The following is a 12,598-nucleotide window of genomic DNA, read 5'->3' on the forward strand; positions in this document are numbered from 1 at the left end:
CCCCAGCCCCAGCCCCCAGCCCCAGCCCCCCGGACCCAGCCCCCCGGACCCAGCCCCCCGGACCCAGTCCACCGAGCGCGCCTCCGCACGGCGCGCACGGCCCGACGCGCTCCTTCGCGGACCCCGCAAGTGTCTGAACCGGTGCAGCTCCTGGAGCACGAGCCGCGCAACGGTCCCGCTCACTGCACCTGCTCACCACACCCGTTCACCGCACCCGCAGCTCCAGCACCCGGTCGTCCCCCTTCTTCGGCTCACCCCGTCCGTCCGTGTTGCTCGTCACCAGCCACAGCCTGTCGCCGCCCGCCGGGGCCACCGTACGAAGGCGGCCGTACTCGCCGGCGAGGAAGGCCTGGGGGGCAGCGGCGGCGGCCGTGCCCTTCAGAGGGACGCGCCACAGACGCTGTCCCTTGAGGCCCGCCATCCAGATCGAGCCGTCCACATAGGCGATGCCGCTGGGGGAGGCGTCGTCGGTGTGCCACTGGGCCAGCGGGTTGTGGAAGCGGGTGCTGGAGGACGTGCCCTCGGCGGCCGGCCACCCGTAGTCGTCGCCCGGCTTGATCGCGTTCAGCTCGTCCCAGGTGTCCTGGCCGAACTCCGAGGCGAACAGGCGCTGCCTGGAGTCCCAGGCCAGGCCCTGCACATTGCGGTGCCCGTAGGAGTACACCGGCGAGCCGGGGAAGGGGTTGCCCGGGGCCGGCTCGCCCTCCGGGGTCATTCTGAGGATCTTGCCGCCGAGCGACGTCCGGTCCTGGGCGAGAGGGCGAGAGCCGCTCTCGCCCGTGCCCGCGTAGAGCATCCGGTCCGGGCCGAAGGCGATCCGGCCGCCGTTGTGGATGAAGCCCTTGGGGATGCCCTTGAACACCGTGTCGGGAGCGCCCAGTTGCTCACCGGCCGGCTTCCGCTCGGCGTACCGCACACGCACGATGCGGTTGTCCGAGGCCGAGGTGAAGTAGGCGTAGATCAGGTGGTCCGAGGCGTAGTCGGGGGACAGGGCGATGCCCAGCAGGCCGCCCTCACCGGCCGGGGAGACCCCGGAGACCGAGCCCAGCTCGGTCTTCCCGCCCGTCTTCGCGTCGATGCGGGTGATCGTGCCGTCGTCGCGCGAGGACACCAGCAGATCGCCGCCGGGCAGGCCGGCCAGCCCCCACGGCGTCTTCAGGCCCTCGGTCACCGTGCGCACCACCGTCACCGAGCCCTTGGCCGGAGCGGCCGACTCCGCGGCGGGCGCGGTGGAGGAGGAGCCCGCGGCCGTACCGCTCGGCGTCGGCCTGCCGAAGCCGCCCGGGAAGTCCCCGCCGCTGCCTCCCCCGCCGGAGGAGCAGCCCGCCGTCAGCAGGAGCGCGGTCGCGGCCAGCGCGGCCCGTACAGCTCGACGTCGCACGATCATGGTCCCTTCGCAGCGGCGGCCCGAAGACGGCTTCTCCTTCTCATACACCCCTCGCGCCGCCCGGGTTCCCGATCCGTGCCGACCTCATGCGGAATCGTTCAGTCCCAGGACTTCCGTGCGGCGGGCAGCCGGGACACCTCCGCCAGGTCCAGCTCCGTCAGCCGCAGTCCGGCCGCGGCCGCGTTCTCCTCGGCCCAGCGCGCCTGCTTGGTGCCCGGCAGCGCGACCACGCCCCGGCCCTGGGCCAGCACCCACGCCAGCGCCACCTGCGCCGGGGTGACGTGCTCGCCGTGCCGGCGCGCGATACGGCGCAGCCCCGCGACGATGGGCTGGTTGGCCGCCATCATCTCGGCCGTGAAGCGCGGGTGGCGGGCCCGCACGTCGTCCGGCTCGAAACCGCCCCCCGGAGTCAGCGTGCCGGTCAGGAAGCCGTTGCCCAGCGGCATCGCCGCCAGCAAGCCCACGCCCCGCGCCTCGCACCACGGCAGCAGCTCCCCGAGCGCCTCCGGCGACCACACCGACAGCTCGGCCTGCACCGCGCTCACCGGGAAGACCTGCTGCACCCGCCGCAGCCGGCGCAGCGTCGCGTCGTGCGGTCCGGCCGCGGAACGGCGGCCCGCGCGCGCGTCCACCGCGCACAGCCCCAGCGCCCGCACCTTTCCCGCGCGCACCAGCTCGGCCATCGCGCCCCACGTCTCCTCTATGGGGACCTCGGGGTCGGCGCGGTGCAACTGGTAGAGGTCGATCACGTCCGTCTGCAGACGCCGCAGCGAGGCGTCGCAGGCCCGCTTCACGTACCCGGGGCGGCCGTTGGCCACGATGTGCTGCTCGCCCACCAGCAGTCCCGCCTTCGTCGACACGAAGGCGTCCGCGCGCCGCTCCCTCAACACCCGCCCGAGCAGCAGCTCGTTGGTGAACGGGCCGTACATGTCCGCCGTGTCCAGGAGGGTCGAACCCAGGTCCAGCGCCCGGTGCACCGTCCTGAGCGAGGCCTCGCCCCGCTGCCGCGACCCGCCGTACGCCCAGCTCATGGGCATGCACCCGAGTCCGACGGCCCCCACCGCGAGCGCACCCGCGCCGATCGTCCTGCGCTCCACCTGCTCGTGAACCTCCCTCTCCGGGCCCCCAACCTAACCTCTGCGCGAACACACCCCTGACATAGCCTCCTCGCCATGACTGCTGACGTATGGCTGCCCATTCCGCCGGAGGAGATCGAGGGGCTTCCGGAGGGGCCGCGCTACCTGTTCTGGGACGGCGCCGAGGAGTTCCCCGGGGACCCGGCGGACTGCGTGATGTACGTGGTGCCGTACATGAAGCGGTGGCCGGTCAAGGTGCGCCCCCTGGAACGGCTGACCCACCTCCAGGTCATCCAGACGCTCACCGCCGGCGTCGACGACGTCACCGCCGCCCTCTCCTCCATCGTGCCCGGCGTACGGCTGTGCAACGCGCGCGGTGTGCACGAGACGAGCACGGCCGAGCTGGCGCTCACCCTGGTCCTCGCCTCCCTGCGCGGCATCCCGCAGTTCGTCCGGGCCCAGCAGGAGGAGCACTGGCGGACCGGGTTCCGTCCCTCCCTCGCCGACCGGTCCGTGCTCATCGTCGGCTACGGCGCCATCGGCGCCGCCATCGAAGACCGGCTCGCACCCTTCGAACTCGCGCGGGTGGCGCGCGTGGCGCGCTCCCGGCGCACCTCGGTGCGCGGTCCCGTGCACCCGCTCACCGACCTGCCCGAACTGCTCCCCGACGCCGACGTGGTGATCCTGTCCACGCCCCTCACCGACCGGACCCGGGGCCTGGTCGACGCCGGGTTCCTCGGCCGCATGAAGGACGGCGCCCTGCTCGTCAACGTCGGCCGGGGAGCGGTGGTCGACACCGAAGCGCTGCTCACAGAGCTGGAGAGCGGCCGCATCACCGCCGCCCTGGACGTGGTGGACCCCGAGCCGCTGCCGCCGGGACACCCCCTGTGGCACGCGCCCGGCGTGTTGATCAGCCCGCATGTGGGCGGCCCCAGTTCGGCCTTCATGCCGCGCGCGAAGCGGCTGCTCGTGGACCAGTTGCACCGATTCGTGAACCACGAGCCGCTGCGGAACGTGATCCTCACCACGGGGGCGTGACGCGCTCGCGGGCACCCTCCGCAATCCTCCGGATGCGGGGCGTACCCGCATCTCCGCTGGTCGTCACGGAGCGTAGAGACACTATGTCCCTGAGTGACGATACTGGTGTATCGTCCCGACAGGGGCTGCGCCGCCGACCGTTCGGCGCCGGGGATGGACAGTCAGATTGGTGAGGGGGGCGACGGGCGATGCACGGCCTATGGACGAACGATCCGACGCGGCGGAGCCGCCGACGGCGACCCTGTCGCACGGCCGCGCGCAGACGCGGCCACCACACGAGCCATCACGGTCAGCACGGCCAGCACAGTCACCGCCGCAGGCCGGGCGGCCGCAGGCGGCACACGCACCGGGACCCGCGGGACCCGGGAACGTCGCGATCCGGGAGGCCCCGGTGAACGCAACGCCGTCCATGACGACCACCCTCGACGGGCCACCGCGCGCGGACCACCCGCCGGGTGCGCCGCCGCCCCGCCCGCGGACCACCGGTGACGCCTCCCGGCTGATCCAGCAGCTCGCCATCGCCCTGGTGTGCGCGGCCTACGGCATCGGGTCGGCCTTCGACTGGGGCTCCCACCAAGTCGCGCTGATCATGGGCGACTTCGGGCTGAGCGCCGCCGCCGGCACCGCCGCGGTCTCCTGCTTCCTGTACGCGCGCAGCGCGCGCGTACGCTTCCGCCCCGCCTGGCTGCTGTTCGCGCTGTCCTCGGCGATGGCGGCCCTGGGCAACGCGGTCTGGGGATGGTACGAGGTCGTCCTGGGGCAGGACGTGCCCAGCCCCAGCTACGCCGACCTGTTCTTCCTGTGCTTCGCGCCGCCCGCCATCGTGGGCCTGCTGGTCCTCGCCAAACGGCCGGCGAACCGCGCGGGCTGGATCTGTCTGGCCCTGGACGCCTGGCTGATCGGTGGCTCGCTGCTCACCCTGTCGTGGAGCCTCGCGCTCGCGCAGGCCGCCGGCTTCGACGGGCCGAGCGTGGCGCACACCGCGCTGTCGCTGGCGTACCCGCTGCTCGACATCGCGCTCGTCAGCATGGTGCTCGCGCTGCACTTCCGGCGCAGTCCGGGCAACCGCACCGCGGTGAACACCGCGATCGGCGCGCTCGCCCTCACCGTGATGTGCGACGCGCTGTTCACCTCACCGCTGCTGCACAGCAGTTACCGCTCCGGACAGCTTCTGGACGCGGGCTGGTTCGCCGGTTCGCTGCTGCTCGCCTACGCCCCCTGGGCCGCCCCGCGCCGTCACGGGACGCGAGACGCCGAGCGGCACGTACCGGACGGGTACACGCGCGTGGTCCACGAGCACGTGCCGGGACAGCGCGGCACGGTCGCCGCGTCGGCTTCCGGCCCCACGCCCCCGCCCGCGTCGGGCGCCGAACACGGCCGCTACCCGGCCGGCCGGCCGCTCACCGGATCCCTCGCCGCCCTCACCCCGTACCTCGCCGCGGCCGTGTGCACCCTGGGCATCCTCTACAACGTCCTCAACGGCCGCAGGCCCGACCACGTGGTGCTGATCACCGCCGGCGCGGTGGTCCTGGCGCTGGTCATCCGGCAGGGGATCATGCTGCTGGACAACATCACCCTCACCCAGGAACTGGCGCAGAAGGAGAACCACTTCCGCTCCCTGGTGCAGGGCTCCAGCGACGTCATCATGATCGCCGCACCCAACGGCATCCTCCGGTACGTCTCCCCGGCCGCCGCCGGGGTCTACGGGCGGCCCGCCGAGGACCTGGTGGGGACCGAGCTGGCCGGCCTGATCCACCCGGAGGACCTGGGCTGCGTGGTGCACGAGGTGCGCCGGTTCCTCGCCGCCAGCCCGCCGGAGGAACCCACCACCCGCATCGAGTGCCGCTTCCGCTCCGGAGGGGGCGGCTGGCTCAACGTCGAGTCCACCGTCAACCGCCACCACGGCGGCCTCATCTTCAACAGCCGGGACGTGACCGAGCGGGTGCGGCTCCAGGCCCAGCTGCAGCACAACGCCGAGCACGACCCGCTGACCGACCTGCCCAACCGCGCGCTGTTCACCCGGCGCGTCCAGCAGGCCCTGTCCGGGCGCCGCGCCGGCGACCGGGTCGCCGTCCTGCGCGGCACGGCCGTGCTCTTCATCGACCTGGACGGCTTCAAGGCCGTCAACGACACCATCGGACACCAGGCCGGGGACGAACTGCTCGTCCAGGCCGCCCGCAGACTCCATGACGCGGTCCGCCAGGGGGACACCGCCTCCCGGCTGGGCGGCGACGAGTTCGCGGCCCTGATCGCCGGGGACGGCACCCGTGACCGGGCCGCCCGGGAGCGGAACATCCTGGAGCTCGCCGACCGCCTCAGGCTGACCCTCTCCCAGCCCTACGCCATCGGCGGCAACGATGTCCGGGTCAACGCCTCCATCGGCGTCGCCTTCGCCGAGGCGGGCCTCGGCGCGGGCGAGCTGCTGCGCAACGCCGACCTCGCCATGTACCGCGCGAAGGCGGGCGGCAAGGGGCGCGTCGAGCTGTACCGGCCGCAGATGCAGCAGGACGTCGTCCGCAAGGCGGAGCTGGCCACCCGGCTGCGCGCCGCGCTGCACGACGGCGAGTTCGCGCTGCTGCACCAGCCGGTGGTGTGCCTGGAGAAGGGCCGGATCGCGTCGGTCTCCGCGCACGCGCGCTGGCGCTCCTCCCAGGGGGTGCTGTTCACACCGGCCGAGTTCCTGCGGGTCGCCGAGGACGGGGACAAGACTGCGGAGCTGGAGCGCTGGATCCTCCAGGAGGCCGTGGAGCAGGCCGCCGAGCGGGCCGCCGGGGGGCTCGTCGTCCCGGTGGCCGTGCGGATGAGCGCCCGGCGGCTGCTGGACCGCTCCCTGCCGCTCGGCTCGGTCGAGGCGCTGCTCACCCGGCACGCGCTGCCGCCCGGGGCGCTGGTCGTCGAGCTGACCGACACCGACCCCCGGATCTCCCTGGACGAGCTGGAACGCAGACTCACCGCGCTCAACCGGCTCGGGGTGCGGATCGCGCTCGACGGCTTCGGCAGCGGCTACGCGGCCATCACGGCCCTGCGCAGGCTGCCCGTGGACATCCTCAAGCTCGACCGCAGCCTGGTCGAGGGCGTCGTGGAGTCCCCCCGGCTGCGCAAGATCACCAGCGGGCTGCTGCGCATCGCCGGCGATCTCGGGCTCCAGTCCGTCGCCGAGGGCGTGGATCTCCCGGAACAGGTCGTCGCGCTGCGGGAGATGGGCTGCACCCACGGGCAGGGCATGGCGTTCGCGGGTCCGGTGGACGAGTACCGGCTGCGCAGGGCGCTCGCTTCCGGCCACTATCCGGTACCGCACGCACCGGCCGAACCGGCCTTCGCGGGCGGGGGTGCGGGGGTGTACACAGGGGGCGTGTCCACTGTCTTCGGAGGTGGAAGTGCCCTTCGCTCACATAATGAGACTCCCGTCCCACCTACTTGACACGTGGTGCGTGCCGGGGGGAGGGTCAGTGCCATGCGCACCCGAATTCTCGTACTTGGACAGCGCGTCGGCTGAACTGGGATGCACCGGACGACGATCCGGAAAACCCCAGCGACCTCACCGACGCGCTCCCCTCGCTTGCCTTGCGGCACGAGGGGTTTTTTGTTGCATGAGCACCCCTCGCGGGGCGCCCGGCACCCGCTCCGACCCCACTCCGATTCAGCTCCAAATCCGCTCAAACTTCGCAAAAACCCTCAGCATCGAGAAGAGAATGACGATGACCGAGCAGGCCACCGGGGCCAACCATCCGCAGCCGCGGCCCCGATCCGGAGGACAGCAGTCCGCGCCCGTCGAGCACGTCACGGGTGCGCAGTCCCTGATCCGCTCCCTCGAGGAGGTCGGCGCTGAGACGGTATTCGGCATTCCCGGCGGTGCGATCCTCCCGGCGTACGACCCCCTGATGGACTCCACCCGGGTGCGTCACGTGCTGGTCCGCCACGAGCAGGGCGCCGGCCACGCGGCCACCGGCTACGCGCAGGCCACCGGCAAGGTCGGCGTCTGCATGGCCACCTCGGGCCCGGGTGCGACCAACCTGGTCACGCCGATCGCCGACGCGCACATGGACTCGGTGCCGCTGGTCGCGATCACCGGCCAGGTCGCCGCGAAGGCGATCGGCACGGACGCCTTCCAGGAGGCCGACATCGTCGGCATCACGATGCCGGTCACCAAGCACAACTTCCTGGTCACCAAGGCCGAGGACATCCCCCGGGTCATCGCGCAGGCCTTCCACATCGCCTCCACCGGCCGCCCCGGCCCGGTCCTGGTCGACATCGCCAAGGACGCCCTCCAGTCGCGGACCACCTTCTCCTGGCCGCCGGTCATGGACCTGCCCGGCTACCGCCCGGTGACCAAGCCGCACGCCAAGCAGATCCGCGAGGCCGCCAAGCTGATCACCGCCGCCAAGCGGCCCGTCCTCTACGTCGGCGGCGGCGTCCTGAAGGCCGGGGCCACCGCCGAGCTGAAGGTCCTCGCCGAACTCACCGGCGCGCCCGTCACCACGACCCTGATGGCGCTCGGCGCGTTCCCCGACAGCCACCCGCTGCACGTGGGCATGCCGGGCATGCACGGTGCGGTCACCGCCGTCACCGCGCTGCAGAAGGCCGACCTGATCGTCGCCCTCGGCGCCCGCTTCGACGACCGCGTCACCGGCAAGCTGGACAGCTTCGCCCCGTACGCCAAGATCGTGCACGCCGACATCGACCCGGCCGAGATCGGCAAGAACCGCGAGGCCGACGTGCCGATCGTCGGTGACGCCCGCGAGGTCATCGCCGACCTGGTCCAGGCCGTGCAGAAGGAGCACAGCGAGGGCAGCCTGGGCGAGGCCGCCCGCACGCGGTACGCGGCCTGGTGGAGCGACCTGAACCGCTGGCGCGACACCTACCCGCTCGGCTACGGCCAGCCCGAGAACGGTTCGCTCGCCCCGCAGCATGTCATCGAGCGCATCGGACAGCTCGCGCCCGAGGGCACGATCTTCGCCGCCGGCGTCGGCCAGCACCAGATGTGGGCCGCGCACTTCATCCAGTACGACAAGCCCGCGACCTGGCTGAACTCCGGCGGCGCCGGAACCATGGGCTACGCGGTCCCGGCCGCCATGGGCGCCAAGGCCGGCCGGCCGGACCGTACCGTCTGGGCGATCGACGGCGACGGCTGCTTCCAGATGACAAATCAGGAACTCACCACCTGCGCCCTGAACAACATCCCGATCAAGGTCGCCATCATCAACAACGGCGCCCTCGGGATGGTCCGCCAGTGGCAGACCCTCTTCTACAACCAGCGCTACTCCAACACCGTGCTGCACTCCGGCCCGGACAGCGCCGACCCGGAGGCCAGGGGCACGCGCGTGCCGGACTTCGTGAAGCTGTCCGAGGCCATGGGCTGCGTCGGCCTGCGCTGCGAGCGCCCGGAGGACCTGGACAAGGTCATCGAAGAGGCGAACTCCATCAACGACCGCCCCGTCGTCGTCGACTTCATCGTCCACGAGGACGCGATGGTGTGGCCGATGGTCGCCGCCGGCACCTCCAACGACGAGATCATGGCCGCCCGGGACGTCCGCCCCGACTTCGGCGACAACGAAGACGACTGAGCGAGAGAGACGTAAAAGATCATGTCCAAGCACACGCTCTCCGTCCTGGTGGAGAACACCCCGGGCATCCTCGCCCGGATCGCCGCCCTGTTCTCCCGCCGCGGCTTCAACATCGACTCGCTCGCGGTCGGCGTCACCGAGCACCCCGACATCTCCCGCATCACCATCGTGGTGGGTGTCGAGGACCTGCCGCTGGAGCAGGTGACCAAGCAGCTCAACAAGCTCGTCAACGTGCTGAAGATCGTCGAGCTGGAGCCCGGTCAGGCCGTTCAGCGCGAACTCGTTCTGGTGAAGGTGCGCGCCGACAACGAGACCCGCTCCCAGATCGTGGAGATCGTCAAGCTGTTCCGCGCCAAGACCGTCGACGTCTCCCCGGAGGCGGTCACCATCGAGGCCACCGGTTCCGGCGACAAGCTGTCCGCCATGCTCAAGATGCTCGAACCCTTCGGCATCAAGGAACTGGTCCAGTCGGGCACGATCGCCATCGGACGCGGCGCCCGCTCGATCACCGACCGGTCGCTGCGCGCACTCGACCGGTCCGCCTGAGCGGTGTCCGGTCGGCCGGGACAACACCCGCCGACCGGATGCCGAGACCCCCGGACTTCCCTTCCCCTCACCGCAATACGGTGGGACGCATCATCTGCACACCAAGGAGAGAACCCAAAGTGGCCGAGCTGTTCTACGACGCCGACGCAGACCTGTCCACCATCCAGGGCCGCAAGGTCGCGGTCATCGGCTACGGCAGCCAGGGCCACGCCCACGCCCTGTCGCTGCGGGACTCCGGTGCCGACGTCCGTGTCGGTCTGCCCGAGGGCTCCAAGTCCCGGGCCAAGGCCGAGGAGCAGGGCCTGCGCGTGGTCACGCCGGCGGAGGCCGCCGCCGAGGCCGACGTCATCATGATCCTCACCCCGGACCCGGTCCAGGCGAAGGTCTACGAGGAGTCCATCGCCCCGCACCTGAAGGACGGCGACGCGCTGTTCTTCGGCCACGGCTTCAACATCCGCTTCGGCTTCATCAAGCCCCCGGCCGGCGTGGACATCTGCATGGTCGCCCCCAAGGGCCCGGGCCACCTGGTGCGCCGCCAGTACGAGGAGGGGCGCGGCGTTCCCTGCATCGTCGCCGTCGAGCAGGACGCCTCCGGCGACGCCTTCGCGCTGGCCCTGTCGTACGCCAAGGCCATCGGCGGCACCCGTGCCGGCGTCATCAAGACGACCTTCACCGAGGAGACCGAGACCGACCTGTTCGGTGAGCAGGCCGTCCTGTGCGGTGGCGCCGCGGCCCTGGTCAAGGCGGGCTTCGAGACCCTGACCGAGGCCGGCTACCAGCCGGAGATCGCCTACTTCGAGTGCCTGCACGAGCTGAAGCTGATCGTGGACCTCATGTACGAGGGCGGCCTGGAGAAGATGCGCTGGTCCATCTCCGAGACCGCCGAGTGGGGCGACTACATCACCGGCCCGCGGATCATCACCGACGCCACCAAGGCCGAGATGAAGAAGGTCCTCACCGAGATCCAGGACGGCACCTTCGCCAAGAACTGGATGGACGAGTACCACGGCGGTCTGAAGAAGTACAACGAGTACAAGGACCAGGACTCCGAGCACCTGCTGGAGACCACCGGCAAGCAGCTGCGCAAGCTGATGTCGTGGGTGAACGACGAGGCGTGAGCGCCCCGCCCGGTGGTGGTGCGTCCCCGGCCGGGGGCACCACCACCGGCCCGCCCCAGGGAGACCCCGTACACAATGGAGTTTCTCGTCCGGGTGATCCTTCCGCAGTGGCGCAAAACGACGACCGTGGCGCCATTACACTGCTGCACACATACGCGTCAGGCCCACAGTGTCGTGCGTCTTCCACGCGGCTAGCACCCTCCACCGCCAGCGGCCGTCGGGACGGCCGTCCGCATTGGACTTGTGAGGACTCACGTGAGCTCGAAACCTGTCGTACTCATTGCTGAAGAGCTGTCGCCCGCGACCGTCGACGCGCTTGGTCCCGACTTCGAGATCAGGCACTGCAACGGTGCCGATCGGGCCGAGCTGCTCCCCGCCATCGCCGACGTCGACGCGATTCTGGTCCGTTCCGCCACCAAGGTCGACGCCGAGGCCATCGCCGCCGCGAAGAAGCTCCGGGTCGTCGCGCGGGCCGGTGTCGGCCTGGACAACGTCGACGTCGCCGCCGCCACCAAGGCCGGCGTGATGGTCGTCAACGCCCCGACCTCCAACATCGTCACGGCCGCCGAGCTCGCCTGCGGCCTGATCCTCGCCACCGCCCGCAACATTCCGCAGGCGAACTCGGCGCTGAAGAACGGCGAGTGGAAGCGCAGCAAGTACACCGGCGTGGAACTGGCCGAGAAGACCCTCGGCGTCGTCGGCCTCGGCCGCATCGGCGCGCTGGTCGCGCAGCGCATGTCCGCCTTCGGTATGAAGGTCGTCGCCTACGACCCCTACGTGCAGCCCGCGCGGGCCGCCCAGATGGGTGTCAAGGTGCTGTCCCTGGACGAGCTGCTGGAGGTCTCCGACTTCATCACCGTCCACCTGCCCAAGACCCCCGAGACCCTCGGCCTGATCGGCGAGGAGGCGCTGCGCAGGGCCAAGCCCGGCGTGCGCATCGTCAACGCGGCCCGCGGCGGCATCGTCGACGAGGTGGCGCTGTACGCGGCGCTGAAGGAGGGCCGGGTCGCGGGCGCGGGCCTGGACGTGTACACCAAGGAGCCGTGCACCGACTCCCCGCTGTTCGAGTTCGACCAGGTCGTGGCCACCCCGCACCTCGGCGCCTCCACCGACGAGGCCCAGGAGAAGGCGGGCATCGCGGTCGCCAGGTCGGTGCGTCTGGCGCTCGCCGGTGAGCTGGTGCCGGACGCGGTGAACGTCCAGGGCGGTGTCATCGCCGAGGACGTCAAGCCCGGCCTGCCGCTCGCCGAGCGCCTCGGCCGCATCTTCACCGCCCTCGCGGGCGAGGTGGCCGTACGCCTGGACGTCGAGGTCTACGGCGAGATCACCCAGCACGACGTGAAGGTGCTGGAGCTGTCCGCGCTCAAGGGTGTCTTCGAGGACGTCGTCGACGAGACGGTGTCGTACGTCAACGCGCCGCTGTTCGCGCAGGAGCGCGGTGTCGAGGTGCGCCTGACCACCAGCTCCGAGTCCGCCGACCACCGCAACGTGGTCACCGTGCGCGGCACGCTCGGTACCGGCGAGGAGATCGCGGTCTCCGGCACGCTGGCCGGTCCCAAGCACGTCCAGAAGATCGTCGCGGTCGGCGAGTACGACGTCGACCTCGCGCTCGCCGACCACATGGTCGTCCTGCGCTACGAGGACCGTCCCGGTGTCGTCGGCACCGTGGGCCGCATCCTCGGCGAGGCGGGCATCAACATCGCCGGCATGCAGGTCGCTCGCGCGGGCGTGGGCGGCGAGGCCCTGGCCGTCCTGACGGTCGACGACACGGTGGGCGCCACTGTGCTGGCCGAGCTCGGCGAGGAGATCGGAGCGACCTCCGCGCGCTCGGTCAACCTGGTCTGAGGTGCTGTTCCGCCGGACGGGCCG

8 protein-coding genes are annotated in these 12,598 nt (G+C 71.4%); 6 read left to right on the plus strand and 2 right to left on the minus strand.

The window, feature by feature from the left end; genetic code table 11:
• Positions 1 to 205 precede the first annotated feature (205 nt).
• Together OIB37_RS25705 and OIB37_RS25710 are read right to left on the minus strand one after the other, a co-directional pair.
• On the minus strand, positions 206 to 1,387 hold the full coding sequence (locus OIB37_RS25705; RefSeq protein ID WP_330459967.1) for a PQQ-dependent sugar dehydrogenase: 1,182 nt from the start codon (positions 1,385 to 1,387) through the stop codon (positions 206 to 208).
• 98 nt (positions 1,388 to 1,485) lie between these two features.
• Positions 1,486 to 2,484: an aldo/keto reductase gene (locus OIB37_RS25710; protein WP_330459968.1), complete on the minus strand. Its 999-nt coding sequence runs from the start codon at positions 2,482 to 2,484 to the stop codon at positions 1,486 to 1,488.
• Between the two features lie 75 nt (positions 2,485 to 2,559).
• On the opposite strand from OIB37_RS25710, the gene OIB37_RS25715 reads away from it, so the two are divergent.
• From OIB37_RS25715 to serA, 6 genes are all read left to right on the plus strand, one after another.
• Positions 2,560 to 3,501, plus strand: a complete 942-nt coding sequence (locus tag OIB37_RS25715) for a 2-hydroxyacid dehydrogenase (RefSeq protein WP_330459969.1) — start codon at positions 2,560 to 2,562, stop codon at positions 3,499 to 3,501.
• A gap of 409 nt (positions 3,502 to 3,910) precedes the next feature.
• Positions 3,911 to 6,922 (plus strand): putative bifunctional diguanylate cyclase/phosphodiesterase, encoded by a 3,012-nt coding sequence (locus tag OIB37_RS25720; protein WP_443058286.1) that lies wholly within the window; start codon positions 3,911 to 3,913, stop codon positions 6,920 to 6,922.
• 277 nt (positions 6,923 to 7,199) lie between these two features.
• On the plus strand, positions 7,200 to 9,065 hold the full coding sequence (locus tag OIB37_RS25725) for an acetolactate synthase large subunit (RefSeq protein WP_330459971.1): 1,866 nt from the start codon (positions 7,200 to 7,202) through the stop codon (positions 9,063 to 9,065).
• Between the two features lie 21 nt (positions 9,066 to 9,086).
• The gene (ilvN, locus tag OIB37_RS25730) at positions 9,087 to 9,611 is read left to right on the plus strand and encodes an acetolactate synthase small subunit (protein WP_330459972.1); all 525 of its coding nucleotides are present in this window, start codon (positions 9,087 to 9,089) and stop codon (positions 9,609 to 9,611) included.
• A gap of 119 nt (positions 9,612 to 9,730) precedes the next feature.
• On the plus strand, positions 9,731 to 10,729 hold the full coding sequence (gene ilvC, locus OIB37_RS25735; protein ID WP_330459973.1) for a ketol-acid reductoisomerase: 999 nt from the start codon (positions 9,731 to 9,733) through the stop codon (positions 10,727 to 10,729).
• 255 nt (positions 10,730 to 10,984) lie between these two features.
• Positions 10,985 to 12,574 (plus strand): phosphoglycerate dehydrogenase, encoded by a 1,590-nt coding sequence (gene serA / locus OIB37_RS25740; RefSeq protein ID WP_330459974.1) that lies wholly within the window; start codon positions 10,985 to 10,987, stop codon positions 12,572 to 12,574.
• The last annotated feature ends 24 nt before the right edge of the window (positions 12,575 to 12,598 follow it).

Origin of the sequence: Streptomyces sp. NBC_00820, from assembly GCF_036347055.1 — a bacterium.
Taxonomy (GTDB): domain Bacteria; phylum Actinomycetota; class Actinomycetes; order Streptomycetales; family Streptomycetaceae; genus Streptomyces.